Genomic DNA, 16,290 nt, shown 5'->3' with positions numbered 1-16,290 from the left:
AGGTACTTTCTTTTGCTTCGCCACTTCGCCAACAGCAAGGACCCAAAGAAAAGGCGACCCGCAGCGCGTCGAATTCCCGCCCCAGCCGCACCGCCCAGGGCGCGGCCGGAACTTGCGGCGCGCTATCGTCGTGCCGCTGCGGACAGCCGACCGCTTAAGACCCTGGGCGGCACGTCTGCGTCGGCTCGCGCTGACGGTACCGGGGCCGCGTCGGGTTTGTTTTAGCGGCATATTTATTCGGATGCAGACACAAACCCATCCTCCACCACCGCCACCGTCACCCCCTCACGTGCCATCTTCGGCACTAACAGCCGCCCGCGCGGGCTGGCGATCAGTGCGCACGGCTCGCATACGCCGTCCACGCCCACGTTTTGTTGCACCCAGGCGGAGGGCTGGCCGGTCCAGCCGCGGGCAGCCACGTCGGCACGGGCAATCACCCGCAAGGGCAGCGCGTGGCGGGCGCAGAATTCCAGCAGGCCGGCTTCATCGGCCTTCAAGTCGATGGTGGCCACCTCGCGTACCTCGGTCAGGCTGCGTCCGGCCAGCGCTTGCAGCACGGCCAGTTCGATGGCCTCGGCGCTTTTGCCACGGCGGCAGCCTATGCCCAGCGTCAGCGGCTTGAGTGCTTCCGTCGCCGTGGTGATGGCCGGAGTGGCAGCGGTCAGGCGGGCAATCTGGTAGGCCAGCGCATTGGCACCGCCTTCGTGGCCGGACAGCAGCGGAATGGCAAAGCGCGCGGCTTCGTCCAGCACGACGACTGCGGGGTCGGTGAGTTTGCTTTGTGGCAGGCCATCCAGATAGCGCACGGCAATGCCGCTGGCCATCAGCAACACCCATTGGCGGTGCTGATGGAAGGCGGCGGCAAACTGCTGGCGCGCATTGTCATCTGGCCGCTGCCAGGGCTGGTAGACGGTGGCGTCCAGTGCGGCGGCCAGTTGCCGCGCCAGCGGCAGCGCCGATTCGCGCACCGTCCAGATGGCGGTGTGGCTCACGACGCTTGCTGCTCCGGGTCCTGTTCCGGTTCTGCAGCCAGCTCCGGCTTGCGCTTGCTGGGGCGCGGGGTTTTGCGGTCGCTGCCATCGCGGAAGATATGGGTGAAGCCGGCGGCGTACAGGCTGGATTCCACCCCGCCTTCGCGCGACAGCGCCGCGCCCACCAGCAGCAGGGTGGTGAGCAGCCAGTCCTTTTGTTTCACCTCATCCAGCAGCTTGCCCAGCGTGCTGCGGTGGATGGACTGGTCCGGCCAGCTGGCGCGGCGCACCAGTGCCACCGGGGTGTCCGGCGGGTAGTGCAGCAGCAGGTCGGCCACGGTGTATTTCAGCCGCTGGCCGGACAGGAAGATGCACATGGTGGCGCGGTGCTCGGCAAAGCGGGCGATGGATTCCAGCTCCGGCACCGCGCTGGCGCGGCCGGACACCCGGGTGAGGATGATGGATTGCGAGATGGCCGGGCGGGTCAGTTCGCTGCCCAGTGCGGCGGCAGCGGCGGTAAACGAGGACACGCCGGGGACGATTTCGTAGGCAATGCCCAGCGCTTCCAGCCGGCGCATCTGCTCGGCAGTGGCACCGTAGATGGCGGGGTCGCCGGAGTGCAGCCGCGCCACGTCGATATTGGCAGCCTGGGCGCGGCGGTAGCAGTCTTCCTGCTGGTCCAGCGACAGTTCGGCGGTGTCCAGAATCTCCGCCCCCGCGCTGCAGTGTTGCAGCATGTCGGTGGGCACCAGCGAACCGGCATACAGCACCATGCCGCAACTACCCAACAGGCGCGCGCCGCGCAGGGTGATCAGGTCGGCGGCACCGGGGCCGGCACCAATGAAGTGGACTTTCATGAATGACGTTTCTCTCTCGCCTGGCGGCGGATCAGCATGGTGGCCAGATAACCGCTGGCCGAGGCGTCCAGCTGGCTGACATCCGGACAGAGAATTTCATCGGACAGGCCGATGCGGCGGGCAAAGGCGCAATGCTGGGCAATGCCCAGACTAGCTAGCAGCGCCAGCACATCCGGCAGGCGCTTGCCAATTTTCATCAGCACCACGATGTCGTGGCTGGCAATGTCCGCTGCCAGCTCGGCCATGTCGTCCGGGCAGGGCAGGATCAACATGCGCTCCTTGCCTTCGCCCAGCGGCCAGGACAGTGCCGATGCGGTGGCGGCAAAGCTGGTGACGCCGGGAAAGGTGGTATGCACCAGACCGGGCAGGCGTTCGCGCAGCGCGGCCAGTAAGTAACCGTAGGTGGAGTAGGTCATGCTGTCGCCAATGGTGAGATAGGCGACGTTGTGGCCTTGCTCCAGTTCGGCGGCCACGCTGGCGGCCAGCGCGGCGTAGTGGTCGGCCAGCAGGCTGCGGTCCGGGTCCATGACGAATTCCACGTCACGGAATTTGCTGGCGGCTATGGGCAGGCCGGCCAGACATTGCTGTGCCACCGATTGCTCGCTGCCACGCGCACGCGGCAGGTAGATGATGTCGGCCTGCTGCAATGCCTGCAGCGCAGCCACCGGTATCAGCCCGGCCTGGCCGGGGCCTACGCCCACGCCAATGAAATGTCCCAGTTCACTCATGTGTGTCTCCGGCGGCTTCGCCCAGCGGCGTGCCGTCCATGCTGAACAGCCGCACCGCCACGCGGCGGGCGCTGGGCAGTCGGCTGTGCATGCGGGTGGATACCCGCTGTTCTATCTCCATCCAGAAGGCTTGTGCCTGCGGATGGCCTTGCAATATCTGCACGATGTTTTCCACCGTATTGGCCTGGCGGATGGCCTGTACCAGCGCCGCGCTCAGGCCCAGCTCCTGTGCCAGTTGCGCCACATCGCCCATGGCCATGGCGCTTTTGCCGGAATGGGTGTCCCATACCGTGGGGTCCAGCAGCTTGGCCAGCTTGCCGGGATGGCCCAGCACCCACAGCGTGTCCAGCACCCGGCCCTGTTCCTGCAAGATCGCTTCGGCCTGCTCCAGCGAGCTGCCGACGAAGTTGGCAATCTGCACCACCTGCTTTTTCGGCAGGCCGAGTACGTCGGCGGCGTAGCCGCGCCCTATCTTGCCCGGGGTGAAGGCGATGGCGGCAGGCAAATCGCCCAGCGCCACGCGGATATACACCTCGATGGAGGCCATCCACGCTGCCAGCGACATCGGCTCGACAATGCCGCTGGTACCCAGGATGGAAATGCCGCCAATAATGCCCAGCATGGGGTTGAAGGTGCGCTTGGCAATGCGTCCGCCCTCTACGCAGCCGATGGCCAGGTCAAAACCGGGGTCGGCACGGCCAGCCAGCACTTCGGTCACCGCCCACTGCATCATCTGCCGGGGTACCGGGTTGATGGCCGGTTCGCCCGGCGGAATGCGCAGGCCGGGCAGGGTGACCATGCCCACGCCTTCGGCGGCGATAAAACGCAGCTGGCCGCTGCCATTGCGCCGCACCTCGGCAAAGATGGTGGCACCGTGGGTATTGTCCGGGTCGTCGCCGCCGTCTTTCAGCACTTCGGCGCGGGCGGTGTCCTGGTCTAGCAGATCCACCGCCTGGATGGGTACGGTGAGGTAGTAGTCCGGGTCGGGCAGGCTGATGTCCACTTCGCTGGCGCGCACCCCGTCCAGCAGGCAGGCCAGCGCGGCCTTCACCGCGGCGGTGGCACAGCTGCCGGTGGTGCGACCCCGGCGCAGGCCGTTGGGGGCCGGCACCGTCAGGTCGTAGGGAACGCGCCGTTCGTGGCTCATCAGTCTTGTGCCGCCTGTTGCTGTTGATGCACATGGCCGATGGCGTCAATCATCAGCGCATTGACGATGGTGGCCGCCCACGGCGAGCCGCCACGGGTGCCACTATTGGTGATGCGCGGCACTTGCAACAGGCCGCGCAGTGCATCCTTGCATTCGCGGGTGCCGACAAAGCCCACCGGCAGGCCCACCACCAGCTGGGGCCGCCAGCCGTGTTCGCGCACCAGCCGTACCAGTTCCATGATGGCGGTGGGCGCATCGCCAATAGCCACGATCACCTCGTTGCCAAACTTTTCCCAGGCGCGGCGGATGCCGGCAGCAGAGCGGGTGAGGCCGTGGGCCTCGGCCAAGAGATAGGTTTCCTTGTCGTGCACGCCGCACCAGGTTTCCACTTCCAGTTGCTGCAGTACCGCGCGCTTGAGGCCGGTTTCCACCATGGTGACGTCGGTGACGATGCGGCGGCAGCGCAGCAGGGCGCGCATGCCGATATCCGCCGCGCCGGGCGAAAACACCAGCTCGTCCACGCTGCTGAAGTCGCCGGTGGTGTGTACCAGCCGGTGCAGCGCGGTGTGCTGTTCGGCCGGGAAGACCGACCAGTCGCGCCCCTCGCGGATGATGCGCATGCTCTCCGCCTCGATGGGGTGCGGCACATAGGGCGGCCAGCTGGGCGCAGCCTGTGCTACCGCCGGCTGGGCCAACAGGCCGCGCACCTTGCCGTGGTGGCCTTGCTGCGGCGTACCTACTTGTTGCTCGAAGCCGATGATCTGCACCCGGTATTTGCACAGCGAGCAGTTCATGCTGGCGCGGCCTTCCACGCCTTCCTGCGCTCGCTCCAGAAACACCTCGGCCACATGCTCGTGTACGCCCAGATAGGGTGTGGCCAGCACTTCGATATCCGGACAACGTGCGGCCAGATCGTCCACTGCGCCGTAAATGCGCTTGACCAGCACGCCATCAAACAGGAAATAGGGCAGCACCACGATGCGCTGGTAACCCAGCAGGCTGGCTGCTTTCAGGCCATCGGCCACCAGCGGGCGGGCGGTGCCGGAATAGCAGACAAAGGAGCTGCCAAAGCCCATGCCTTCTTCCAGCATGCGGGTGAGCTTGGCGATTTCCGAGTTGGCGTCCGGGTCGGTAGTGCCACGGCCCACCACTACCAGGCAGCTGTCGCCGCGCGCCACGGTGTGCGGCGAGCGCGCTTCGGCCTCGATGATGCGCAGGCGGCACAGTTCCAGCAGGCGCGGGTGCAGGTCCATCGCCGCGCCAAAATGGAAGGCGGTGTCCGGGTGTTCCTGCTGCAAGGCCAGCAGTTCGCTGGGCATGTCGTTCTTGGCATGGGTGGCGGCCAGCAGCACGCCAGGGGTCATCACCACGGTGTTGGCACCATCGGCAATGGCCGCAGCCACCGCCTGATCGATGGTGGGCGTGGCGAATTCCAGAAAGCCGTGGTAGATGCGGCGCTGCGGTGCACGCTGGCGCATGATGTCCACCAGCGCCATGAATTCGGCAATGCCAGCCGGATCGCGGCTGCCATGCCCGGCCAGCACGATGCTGTAATCCTGCGTGCTCATGCAGACTGCTCCGGCGTAGGCAGATGGCTGGGTTCGATCTGGCTGTCCATCGGCGCTTTGGTGCGGATCAGCATGATGCTCATGTCCGAGCAGCGGTGTTCCGCGCATTCGGCCAGCGTGCCGTGCCATTCGGCCTCGCCCCGGGTGAGGTTTTCCCACACTTCCACCTGCTGGTCGGCCGGGATGCCGTTTTCCAGCAGATAGGCGGCGATATGCCAGGGCATGAAGGAGCGGGCTTCGTCCCAGGGACAGGGAATCACGATGGCATTGCGCTGGTCTTGCAGCACATGCACCAGATGGCGCTTGAACGGGCTCAGGTCGCCACGGCGGTGGAAGGTGATGAAGGTGGTTTCGTCAAAACACACCTTGGCGCGCGAGGCCAGTACCTGGGCCGAGGACAGGCCGGGCATGGTTTCCACCGGGTGGCCGCAGGCGCGCTCCACCCGTTCCAGATACTGGAAGCCGCTGAAGTGGATGTCGCCCATGAACACCACCACGCAGTTCTTGCCGGCGTGGTGCAGCTTGGCTACCTCGTCCAGTTGGGCCACCTGGTCGCGGTAGCCCATCTGGATGACCTGGGCGCTGTCCGGAATCAGCGGGCGCACCACGTCGATGACGGCGTTGAAGCCGGCGACGACGTCGGCATGGGCAATGAGGTCGGCCGAGCGGCGTGGCAGGTAGCCAATATCGCCGGGACCGGCACCGATGCAGATAATCATGTGGTTTCCTTTATGCGATCAGACGGCGGCGTCAGCCCAGTCGCGCCTGAATCGTGATGGTCAGTTGTTCGCTGGACAGCTGCTCGCAGGGCAGGTATTCCGCCTGTAGCGCTTCGGCCAGCTGGCGGGCGCGGCCCAGTTTCACGTAGTCCTGTTCGGTATCCAGCACCAGCGCCGGAATGGCCGCTGCCGCCAGTTCGCCGGCCAGTTGCAGGCTTTGCTGCCAGGGGTCGGCTTCTTCGCTCAGCGCCACATTGGCACGGCCATCGCTCAGCAGTACCAATAGCGGCATCAGGCCTTGCGCGCCCTGGCGTGCCAGCAGGTCGCCAGCCAGCTGCAGCGCATGCGGCAGGGGCGTGCGGCCACCGGTGGGCAGGGCGTGCAGGGCTTGTTCGGCTTGTTCCACCTGGCGGGTGGGTGGCAGCACCAGCTCGGCACTGCGGCCACGGAAGGCGATGACCGCCACCTGATCGCGGCGTTGGTAGGCATCCTGCAGCAGGCTCAGTACCGTGCCCTTGACCTTTTCCATGCGCTGTTGTGCGGCCATGGAGCCGGAGGCATCCACCACCAGCACGATCAGATTGCCCTGTTTTGCGGTTCTCACCTTGTCGTGCAGGTCGGCGCGGGTGACGGCAAATTCCGCCGGATTGCGTTGCAGCGCGTGGCGCAGGGTGGCATCCAGCGCCAGTGCCTGCGGCTGGGTGTTCGGAATGGCGCGCACGCTATGGCCGCGCTGGGCATTGAGCACGCTGCTGCGGCGGCCGCTGGCCTGGCTGTCCGTGCTGCGGCTGGCCAGGCGAATGGTGCCGATATCGCTGGCGGCGGCGCTGGCGAACACCTGTTCGCTGCCGCTGTCCGGGCTTGTTTCGCCCTGATTGTCGTCATCCGGCGTGTCGGCCGGCTGTTCCGACTGCTGTCCGCTGTCTGCGGGCGAGGTGTCGGCGGCGGGCGGCGGCGGATTCTGGGCCTGCTGGGTCAGCTCGTCCAGCTTGTCCTGATCCAGCCCGCTTTGCTCGAAAGGCTTGCGGCGGCGGCGGTGTGGCAGCACCAGCATGGCGGCAGTGCGGATGTCTTCGGCGCTGACTTGTGTCCGGCCATCCAGTGCGGCCAGCGCCCGTGCCGCCTTGTGCAGCACGATGTCGGCGCGCAGGCTGGCGACTTCGAATTCGCAGCACAGCTGGCTGATGAAGTCGAACAGCTGATCGCTCACCGTCACCGCGCCCAGCATGGACTGAGCCTGGCCGATCTGCGTCTGCAAGGCTTGGCCTTCGGCCTGCCAGCGGGCGGAGAAGGCTTGCGGGTCGGCCTCGAAGGCCAGGCGGCGGCGCACTACCTCGCTGCGGATGGCCGCATCGCGCGGGGCGGCCACGTCCACCATCAGGCCGAAGCGGTCCAGCAGTTGCGGGCGCAGCTCGCCTTCTTCCTGATTCATGGTGCCGAGCAGGGTGATGCGCGCCGGGTGGCTGATGGACAGGCCCTCGCGCTGCACGGTGTTGACGCCCATGGCGGCCACGTCCAGCAGCACATCCACCAGATGGTCGGCCAGCAGGTTGACTTCGTCGATGTAGAGCAGGCCGCGATGGGCGCTGGCCAGCAGGCCGGGCTTGAAGGCCTGGCGGCCCTGCTTGAGCGCCTGTTCAAAGTCCAGGCTGCCCAGCACGCGGTCTTCACTGGCCCCCAGCGGCAGGTTGACGAAGGGGACGGCGGCATCTTCCGCCGCCGCATGTTCGCCCTGACAGCAGCTGCATTCGGCCAATGGCGAGGCCGGGTCGCAGTTGAAGGCGCAGCCGGGTACACGGCGGATGGGCGGCAAAATGGCCGCCAGCCCGCGCGCGGCGGTGCTCTTGGCACTGCCCTTGTCGCCACGGATCAGCACGCCGCCCAGCGTCGGGTCCACCGCGCACAGCAGCAGCGCCTGTTTCAGTTGTGGCTGGCCGACGATGGCGGCAAAGGGGTAGATCTGTTTCATGGGCGGCCCTGCGGATGTTCGCCACGTGCTTCCAGCATGGCTTCGGTGTTCAGGTGCAGTTGTTGCAGCGCGGCCAGGGTTTCCGGCTTGGGTGCTTGCCATAGCTGGCGTTGGGCCGCTTCCAGCAGGCGTTCGCTGATGGCATTGAGCGCCCACGGGTTGCTGTCGGCAAAGAACTGCTGCATGGCCGGGTCCAGCGCATAGCGGGCGGCCAGTTCTTCGTACACCCAGTCGTCCACCACGTGGGCGGTGGCATCGTAGCCGAACAGGTAGTCCACGGTGGCGGTCAGCTCCAGCCCGCCCTTGTAGCCGTGCTGCTGGATGCTGGCAATCCACTTGGGGTTGGCCACGCGGGAGCGGAACACCCGCAGCACTTCTTCCTTCAGCCCGCGCACCTGTGGCTGGTCCGGGTTGTGGCTGTCGCCAAAGAAGGCGCGTGGCTGGCGGCCGGTGAGGCTGCGGATGGTGGCGATCATGCCGCCGTGGTATTGCAGGTAGTCGTCGCTGTCGAAGATATCGTGTTCGCGGTTGTCCTGGTTGTGCAGGGCCACTTCCACGCCGGACAGGCGGTGGCGCAGTGCGGCACGGGCATCGGCCCCCTGTACGTTGCGGCCATAGGCATAACCGCCCCAGTTGATGTAGGCGGTGGCGAAGTCGGCATCGCTCTGCCAGTTCTGCTCGTTGATCAGCGGCAGGATGCCCGCGCCATAGCTGCCGGGCTTGGCCCCGAACACGCGCAGCAGCGCCGGTTCGGCTTGCTTGTCCGGCAGGGCTTGCAGCAGGCCCTGGCGGATGTCGTCGAGATAGTGTTTGCGCAGGTAATTGTCCGCCGGGTCTTCGTCCAGTGCGGCCACGGCGTGGACGGCATCGTCTACCAGCGCAATCAGCTGCGGGAAGGCATCGCGGAAGAAGCCGCTGATGCGCACCGTGACGTCGATGCGTGGGCGGCCCAGTTCGGCGAGCGGAATCACCTCGATACCGGCCACGCGGCGGCTTTCGGCCTGCCAGCGTGGACGCACGCCCAACAGGGCGAGGATTTCCGCAATGTCGTCGCCATGGGTGCGCATGGCGCTGGTGCCCCATACGCTGATGCTGACCGATTCCGGATACTGGCCGGTTTCCTTGCGGTGGCGTGCCAGCATTTCATTGGCCAGCTCGCTGCCCACGCGCCAGGCTGCTTGCGAAGGCAGGCCGCGCGGATCGACCGAGTAGAAATTGCGCCCGGTAGGCAGGATGTGCGCCATGCCACGGGTGGGCGCACCGCTGGGGCCGGCTGGCACATAGCCACCGGCCAGACCGCGCAGCAGGTTGCCGATTTCCTCGTGGGTGCGCGCCAGGTTGGGCAGCAATTCGTCACGGATAAAGCCCAGCACCTGTTGCAGCGCGGTGCTGTTGCCGGCCTGCGGCAGCACGGTGGCGATGGCGGCGGGAATCGAAGCTGCATCCGGGGCCAGCAGCAGGGCAACCAGCAGGCGCGCCAGTTGATTGATATGGTCGATGGCATCGCTGCGGGTGTGCAGCAGCTGTGGGCTGCTCATCTCCAGCGGGACCGGCAGGTTTTCCAGCCGGCGGCCCTTGTCTTCCTGCAGTCCGTCCCAGTCCACACCCAGTGTGGCGGCCACGCTGGCCGGCAGGCTGGGCACCGCCAGATTGGGCAGGCGGGTGAGGGCGCACAGCATGTCCACCAGCGCCTCGCCCTGCGGCATGCGGCCAAGGATGTGCAGTCCGTCGCGGATTTGCGCCGCACCCAGTTCGCACAGATAGCCGTCGATGTCTTCGATGAGGTGGGCCACGTCCACGCCCTCCATCTTGGCCAGTGTCAGCGGTACGCCGTCGGCATTCAGCGTGGCATCCCACTCGTGGGCATGGTCGTGGCCGTGCTCATCATGGTCGTGGCTGTGGCCATGATGGTGATGATCATGCGCGCCATGGCTGTGGCCGGTGCTCTTGGCCGCCGGGCGGAACTGCATGCTGCCTGCCTTGACCGTGCTGGCGCTGGCAGCCTTGGCGGGCTGGCTCAGGCGGTAGCCCGGCTGGGCGGCCTTGGGCGGGTGGGCATGATGATGGTGATCATGCGCCGCATGTTGGTGATGGCCATGACCGTGTTCGTGTTCATCATGCTGATGGTCATGCCCCAGCATGGCGGCCAGATCGCTGTCCAGCCGCGCCTCCTTGATCAGGTCCCAGATCTGCTGCTGCAACAGCGGCAGCTTGCTCGGGTCCAGCATTTCCACCTGATAGTACTCGTCCACCAGCTGGGTGAGCTGGGCCAGCGGGCCGTAGGTGTCGGCGGTGGTCATCGGCGGCGTCAGGTGGTCGATGATCACCGAATGGGCGCGGCGCTTGGCCTGCGAGCCTTCACCCGGATCGTTCAGGATGAAGGGGTAGAACATGGGCATGTCGCCCAGCAGGGCATCGGGGAAGCAGTGTTGCGACACGCCCACGCCCTTGCCCGGCAGCCATTCCAGCGTGCCGTGCTTGCCCACGTGCACAATGGCGTCGGCCTGCCATTCGTCACGCAGCCAGCAGTACAGCGCGTAATAGTGATGGGTGGGCGGCAGGTCCGGCGTGTGGTAGATGGCGTCCGGGTCCATGCCATAGCCGCGCGGCGGCTGCAGCGCGACAAAGGCATTGCCCAGCTCCATGCCGGAAAATACCAGCTGGTCGCCATCGACATAGGCGGTGCCCGGCGCGGCGCCCCAGCGTTCCAGCATGCGCTGTTGCAGCGGGGCGGGCAGTTCAGCAAACCATTGCTGATAACGCGCCAGCGGTACGCGGGCAATGGCCTGGCGCAACTGCTCGGCGCTGAGGTAGTCGGTGTCGTAGCAGCCACGGTCGATCAACTGGTGCATCAGCGCGTCGCTGCTGTCTGGCAGCGGGCCGATCTGGTAGCCATTGGCCTGCATGGCTTGCAGCAGCGCATACAGCGAGGCGGCGGAGTCCAGCCCCACCGCATTGCCCACTTGCGAGGCCTTGCTGTTGGAATTGGTAAAGATGAAGGCCACCCGTTTGGTGGCAGCCGGGGTGTGCTTCAGCCGTGCCAGCCGGGCGGCAATGCCGGCCAGGCGGCGCATGCGATCCGGCAGTGGCTGGTAGTCGCTGCTGGCCGGGTCTTCCGGCTTGAACGACACCGGCACGCCGATGATGCGGCCATCGAACTCCGGCAGCGCCACATTCATGGCGGTGTCCAGCGGGTTCAGCCCACGCTCGGATTGCTCCCACTGCGCCTGCGTCATGCTGCTGGTGATGGCCTGCAGCACCGGGATATCCAGCTGCTCGAAGGCCTCTACTGCCCAGCTGGCGCTGGTGGCACCTTCGGCATTTACTTCGCCCATGGCAAAGGACGTCGTGTTGATGAGCACGCAGGGCTGGCCGGCGCGGGTGTCGCGCAGCAATTGCAGCGCTGCCGGCATGCCGGCTTCGTCCTGGCTGCGCAGCGAGGAGGTAAACAGCGGCAGCGCGTTGATCTGGCGCTCGGCCAGCATGTCCACCAGCATGTCGATGAAGCGGGTGTTGCCGCTCAGCCAGTGGGCGCGGTAGAAGCTGATGGCTACCGTGGGCCAGCCGGGTTGGCGAATTTCACACCAATCATCCAGCCAGTCATCCATGCTGCAAGCGTCGGACAGTTCCGGGTGATACAGGCCGTGTTCCGGCAGGGCGGCCGCAGGCAGGTAGCCGTGGCCGGTCATCAGCAGACGGTCGGACAGGTAGCGCAGCAATTGCGCCATATTGCTGCTGCCTCCGGCTTGCAGATAGGCATTGGCCTCTTGCTGGATGGATGGCGGCACGGTGCACAGCGCGGCCAGCTCCGGGTCCGGCTCGCCGGTGCCGCTGAGGATGATCAGCGCCTGCTTGCGTGCCAGCGCCTGCTGGTGCAGCGCTTCGAAAGCGGGGATGGCCTGTACCCGGCCCAGCACCCGCAGCAGCAGGATGCGGGCGCTGGCAAGCCTGCCGTCCAGCAGGGCCTGCATCTGGCTGGCGTCGGTAATGTGTTGCAGGGCGAAGCTGGCGACGCTGTCGAAGTCTGGCGGCAGCGGGGCACGGCTCAGGGCGGTGAGGTCGGTGCCGGCGTGGCTGAGCAGCACGATGCCGCCCTGGTTGTGCTGCGTCATGGCGTGCTTTCACTGCTGACATCGCCCAAACCCAGGCGATGGAAAATCAGGGCTTCCACTGGCACGTCGCCCTGCAGATGCTCGCTGACAATGCGCTGCACCGCGTTGGCATCCACCTTGCGATACCACACGCCTTCCGGGTAGACCACCATGATGGGGCCTTCCTTGCATACGGCGAAGCAATGACTGCGGGTGCGTTTCACCTTGAGGCCGTCGCAGGCGTCGATGGCCTGGCCCAGCTGTTTGAACATGGCTTCGGCCTGCTGGCCGTTTTCGGTGCAGCGCGGGCCGGTGCACATCAGCACATGGCGATAGTGCTGTCTCATCGGCGGCATTCCGGCAGGGTGGCGTGGCGTGCCGCTAACGGCTGGCTGGATGAATTCATGGCGGCCCTCTGGTGACGATAGGTCGCCGCAGGCGAGGGCACGGCGCGCCGGCGATGGGCGGCACGGTGCATTCCCCCGGTACACCCCGCCCGGATTCAGCCTGCGTCGACACGGATGACGGCCGGTCTCCTGGCTCGCGCTTCTTTACCCGGCATCGCCTTCCCGGTTGGCCCCGGTGGCATCGTGATGCGGACTCGTCGCTTACAGTTGCGGGGGCAGCTGCGGTGTCTCACCGCATTCCCGTTTCACCCCTGGCGGGGCACCGTCATTGAAGCGCGCATGATACGTGACAACCGGGTAAATGGGAATTCTGCCGACTGATTTTCAAGGCTTTTCCCATTGCGCCAGTGCGGTTTCCAGCTGTTGCCAGCCGGCCTCGTCTGGTGGCAGGCCCAGGCGCAGACTGGGGCCATCGGCAAACTGGCGCAGCAGAATGCCGCGCCGGGCCAGGAAATCGAACAGCGCCGGGCAGTGCGCGCCCTGCAGCCACTGAAACAACACACTGCCGCCTGCCGGGTTTAGTCCGTGCATCTGCAGCAATTGCTGCAGGCGGGCGCTGTCGGTAGCCAGCTGCGCACGCATGTGGTGTTGCCAAGCGCTGTCCTGCAAGGCTTGTTTGACGACTTCACGCGCCGGGCCGTTGATGCTCCACGGGCCGATGGCCTCGGCCAGTTGCTGCAACAGCGCCGGCCAGGCAAACACAAAACCCACCCGCGCCCCGGCCAGGCCGAAAAACTTGCCGATGGAGCGCAGCACGATCAGCCCCGGCAGGCCCACATCAGCCAGCAGGCTGTGTTCTGGCGTGGCATCCATGAAGGCTTCGTCGATGATCAGCCAGCCACCACGACAGGCCAGCCGGGCGCGCCAGTCCTGCAGTTGTGCACGGGAAAAGGTGGTGCCGGTGGGGTTGTTGGGGTGGCACAGCAGCAGTACGTCCAGCTGGTCGATGGCGGCATCGATGTCCTCCGGAGCATGGCGGCTCAGCTGGTGGCCGTTTTGCTCCCAGTGCCAGGGGTGTTCGGCATAACACAAGGGCAGCATGCCCACCCGGCACGCTGGACGCAGGGTGGGCAATAGCTGGATGGCCGGCTGCGAGCCGGCTACCGGCAGTAGCAGCGGGCTGCCGTAGTAATCCGCCGCCGCTTGTTCCAGCCCGTCATCCTCTTCGGGCAGCCGCTGCCAGCTGCGCGGGCTGGCCGCCGGCACTGGCCAGCCTTGTGGGTTCAAGCCGGTGGACAGGTCCAGCCAGTCTTGCGCGGGAATGCCGTATTGCTGCGCGGCACGCAGGATGCCGCCTCCGTGTTCAAGCATGTGTGAAGCTCCAGATGAGGCCGCCGCCCAGCAGCGCCACGGCCACCCACAGCCACAGGCTGCGTTGTACCAGGGCGATGGCGCGGGCGATGTCTTCGGCTAAGGGCGGGCGTTGCAGGCCCAGCGTGGGGCGCTGCTTCAGCTTGCCGTGATAGCTGGCGGCACCGCCCAGCAGCACGCCCAGTGCACCGGCACCGGCGGCCATCACCGGGCCAGCATTGGGGCTGTACCAGGTGGGGGCCTGGGCGCGCCAGCATTGCCAGCCCTGACGGGTATGGCCCAGCAGGATGTAAGTGAGCGCGGTGAGGCGGGCCGGGATCAGGTTCAGCACATCGTCAAAACGGGCGGCTGCCCAGCCAAAATGCAGGAAGCGCTCATTGCGATAGCCCCACATGGCGTCCAGGGTATTGGCGGCGCGGTACAGCACCACGCCGGGCGCGCCCAGCAGCAAAAACCAGAACACGGCGGCAAAGATGGCATCGCTGCCGTTTTCCAGTACCGATTCGATGGTGGCGCGTGCCACGGCGGTTTCGTCCAGCGCGCTGGTATTGCGGCTGACTATCATCGACACCTTGTAACGGGCCAGCGGCAGGTCGCCGGCGCGCAGCGCATCCAGCACCGCCTGGGCATGTTCACGCAGGCTTTGCGCGCCAATGGCCAGATAAAGCAGCACTACCGATGCCAGCTGGCCCAGCCACGGTAAACGTGACAGCCAGCAAGCCAGGGCAGTCAGTGGCAGTAGCAGCAGGCTGATGCCCAGCACGCCGCGCAAGCGCATGCGCCACACCGGTTCGGCTAGTGGCTGTGCCGGGTACAGCGCCTGTTCCACCCTGCGCACCAGATAGCCATAGCCCACCAGCGGATGCCAGCGCCGTGGCTCGCCCAGCAAGCGGTCCAGCACTACGGCCAATAACAGAAAAACAGCTGAAATCACGTCACGCGCCTATATAATCGCCGGCTTCGGGGCGGCCGCTTGCCGCGCTGCCCTACCGTTGAAAAAGCGACATTCTAGGGGTCTTCCCGAAAAATTGCGCGCCGGAGAACTGCATGTCCGCCAAAACCATCATGATTCAGGGCACCACCTCGGATGCCGGCAAGAGCACTTTCGCCACCGGCTTTTGCCGTCTGCTGGCGCGGCGCGGCTTGCGCGTGGCCCCGTTCAAGCCGCAGAACATGGCACTGAACAGTGCGGTGACGGTGGACGGCGGCGAGATCGGCCGCTCGCAAGCGGTACAGGCACTGGCCTGCGGGGTGGAGCCGCATACCGACATGAACCCGGTGCTGCTCAAGCCCAATAGCAACACCGGCTCCCAGCTCATCATCCAGGGCCATGCGGCGGGCAATATGGACGCGCTGTCCTATCACGCTTACAAGCCGGTGGCGATGCAGGCGGTATTGCAATCGCACGCCCGTCTGGCCAGCCAATACCAGTGCATCGTGGTGGAAGGCGCGGGCAGCCCGGCGGAAATCAATCTGCGCGAGGGCGATATCGCCAATATGGGCTTTGCCGAGGCGGTGGACTGCCCGGTGGTGCTGGTGGCGGACATCGAGCGTGGCGGTGTGTTTGCCCATCTGGTGGGGACGCTGGAATTGCTGTCCGACAGCGAGCGCGCACGGGTGGTGGGGCTGGTGATCAACCGCTTCCGTGGCGATCCTGCCTTGTTGCAATCTGGCGTGGAATGGGTGGAGCAGCGTACCGGCAAGCCGGTGCTGGGCGTGCTGCCTTATCTGAACGGCCTGCATATCGAGGCGGAAGACAGCCTGGCGCTGAACCGGCCACAAGCCGGCGCTACGCCGCAGCAGACGCTGCGGGTGGTGGTGCCGGTGCTGCCGCGCATCAGCAACCATACCGATTTCGACCCGCTGCGCCTGCACCCGCAGGTGGAGCTGTTGCTGGTCAAGCCGGGCCAGCCGCTGCCGCCGGCCGACCTGATCATCCTGCCCGGCAGCAAGAGCGTGCGGGCTGATCTGGCCAGCTTGCGCGCTGCCGGCTGGGAGGCGGACATCGCCCGCCACCTGCGCTACGGCGGCAAGCTGATCGGCATCTGTGGCGGTTTGCAGATGCTGGGCAAAGAGTTGCACGACCCGCTGGGGCTGGAGGGTGAGGCGGGCAGCAGTGCCGGCCTGGGCTGGCTGGACATGGACACCTCGCTGGCCGAGAACAAGCAACTGACGCGGGTGAGCGGCCAGCTGGCAGTGGGCGGCGCCGCGGTGAGCGGCTATGAAATCCACATGGGGGTCAGCAGTGGCCCGGCGCTGGCGCAGCCGGCAGTGCTGCTGGACGCTGGCCGCTGCGACGGGGCCATCAGCGCCGACGGTCAGATTCTGGCCAGCTATCTGCACGGCCTGTTCGACCAGCCGGCCGCACTCACCGCCTTGCTGGCATGGGCCAGGCTGGCTGCGCCGCAGCCGCTGGATTATCCCGCCATCCGCGAAGCGCATATCGAACGGCTGGCCGACATGCTGGAACAGCATCTGGACCTGACGCCGCTGGCCCGCTGGCTGCCCTGAGCGCGGGCGGC

At 66.4% G+C, this 16,290-nt stretch carries 12 protein-coding genes and 1 riboswitch; of the genes, 1 reads left to right on the top strand and 11 read right to left on the bottom strand.

The genetic code is table 11. From position 1 onward, the window contains the following. Positions 1–233: 233 nt before the first annotated feature. The 11 genes from DBR44_RS01675 to cbiB form a co-directional block, all read right to left on the bottom strand. The gene (locus DBR44_RS01675) at positions 234–992 is read right to left on the bottom strand and encodes a cobalamin biosynthesis protein (RefSeq protein WP_124641434.1); all 759 of its coding nucleotides are present in this window, start codon (positions 990–992) and stop codon (positions 234–236) included. After that, a complete protein-coding gene (gene cobM / locus DBR44_RS01670) occupies positions 989–1,828 on the bottom strand; it encodes a precorrin-4 C(11)-methyltransferase (protein WP_124641432.1) in 840 nt (279 codons plus the stop codon). The genes DBR44_RS01675 and cobM overlap by 4 nt, the downstream gene beginning before the upstream one ends. Further along, complete coding sequence (gene cobI / locus DBR44_RS01665) at positions 1,825–2,556, bottom strand: precorrin-2 C(20)-methyltransferase (protein WP_124641430.1); 732 nt, start codon at positions 2,554–2,556, stop codon at positions 1,825–1,827. Before cobI ends, cobM begins: the two co-directional genes overlap by 4 nt. Then, complete coding sequence (gene cbiD / locus DBR44_RS01660) at positions 2,549–3,703, bottom strand: cobalt-precorrin-5B (C(1))-methyltransferase CbiD (protein WP_124641428.1); 1,155 nt, start codon at positions 3,701–3,703, stop codon at positions 2,549–2,551. The genes cobI and cbiD overlap by 8 nt, the downstream gene beginning before the upstream one ends. Further along, the gene (locus DBR44_RS01655; RefSeq protein ID WP_124641426.1) at positions 3,703–5,271 is read right to left on the bottom strand and encodes a precorrin-8X methylmutase; all 1,569 of its coding nucleotides are present in this window, start codon (positions 5,269–5,271) and stop codon (positions 3,703–3,705) included. The genes cbiD and DBR44_RS01655 overlap by 1 nt, the downstream gene beginning before the upstream one ends. Continuing rightward, positions 5,268–5,990: a cobalt-precorrin-7 (C(5))-methyltransferase gene (locus DBR44_RS01650; protein WP_124641424.1), complete on the bottom strand. Its 723-nt coding sequence runs from the start codon at positions 5,988–5,990 to the stop codon at positions 5,268–5,270. Before DBR44_RS01650 ends, DBR44_RS01655 begins: the two co-directional genes overlap by 4 nt. A gap of 31 nt (positions 5,991–6,021) precedes the next feature. Beyond that, the gene (locus tag DBR44_RS01645; protein WP_124641422.1) at positions 6,022–7,959 is read right to left on the bottom strand and encodes a putative cobaltochelatase; all 1,938 of its coding nucleotides are present in this window, start codon (positions 7,957–7,959) and stop codon (positions 6,022–6,024) included. Continuing rightward, complete coding sequence (locus DBR44_RS01640; RefSeq protein WP_124641420.1) at positions 7,956–12,071, bottom strand: cobaltochelatase subunit CobN; 4,116 nt, start codon at positions 12,069–12,071, stop codon at positions 7,956–7,958. Before DBR44_RS01640 ends, DBR44_RS01645 begins: the two co-directional genes overlap by 4 nt. After that, positions 12,068–12,397, bottom strand: coding sequence for a ferredoxin (locus DBR44_RS01635; protein ID WP_124641418.1), 330 nt, complete (start codon positions 12,395–12,397; stop codon positions 12,068–12,070). Before DBR44_RS01635 ends, DBR44_RS01640 begins: the two co-directional genes overlap by 4 nt. Before the next feature lie 161 nt (positions 12,398–12,558). Beyond that, positions 12,559–12,739: riboswitch (cobalamin riboswitch) on the bottom strand. Positions 12,740–12,781: 42 nt separating this feature from the next. After that, on the bottom strand, positions 12,782–13,768 hold the full coding sequence (cobD, locus tag DBR44_RS01630; RefSeq protein WP_124641416.1) for a threonine-phosphate decarboxylase CobD: 987 nt from the start codon (positions 13,766–13,768) through the stop codon (positions 12,782–12,784). Continuing rightward, positions 13,761–14,702, bottom strand: a complete 942-nt coding sequence (cbiB, locus tag DBR44_RS01625) for an adenosylcobinamide-phosphate synthase CbiB (protein WP_124641414.1) — start codon at positions 14,700–14,702, stop codon at positions 13,761–13,763. The genes cobD and cbiB overlap by 8 nt, the downstream gene beginning before the upstream one ends. Positions 14,703–14,815: 113 nt before the next feature. On the opposite strand from cbiB, the gene DBR44_RS01620 reads away from it, so the two are divergent. Beyond that, positions 14,816–16,279 (top strand): cobyric acid synthase, encoded by a 1,464-nt coding sequence (locus DBR44_RS01620; protein WP_124641412.1) that lies wholly within the window; start codon positions 14,816–14,818, stop codon positions 16,277–16,279. Positions 16,280–16,290: the final 11 nt, after the last annotated feature.

It is taken from the genome of Aquitalea sp. FJL05, from assembly GCF_003852595.1.
In the GTDB taxonomy this organism is placed as follows: Bacteria; Pseudomonadota; Gammaproteobacteria; order Burkholderiales; family Chromobacteriaceae; genus Aquitalea; species Aquitalea aquatilis.
This window is presented reverse-complemented; position numbering and strand designations above follow the sequence as displayed.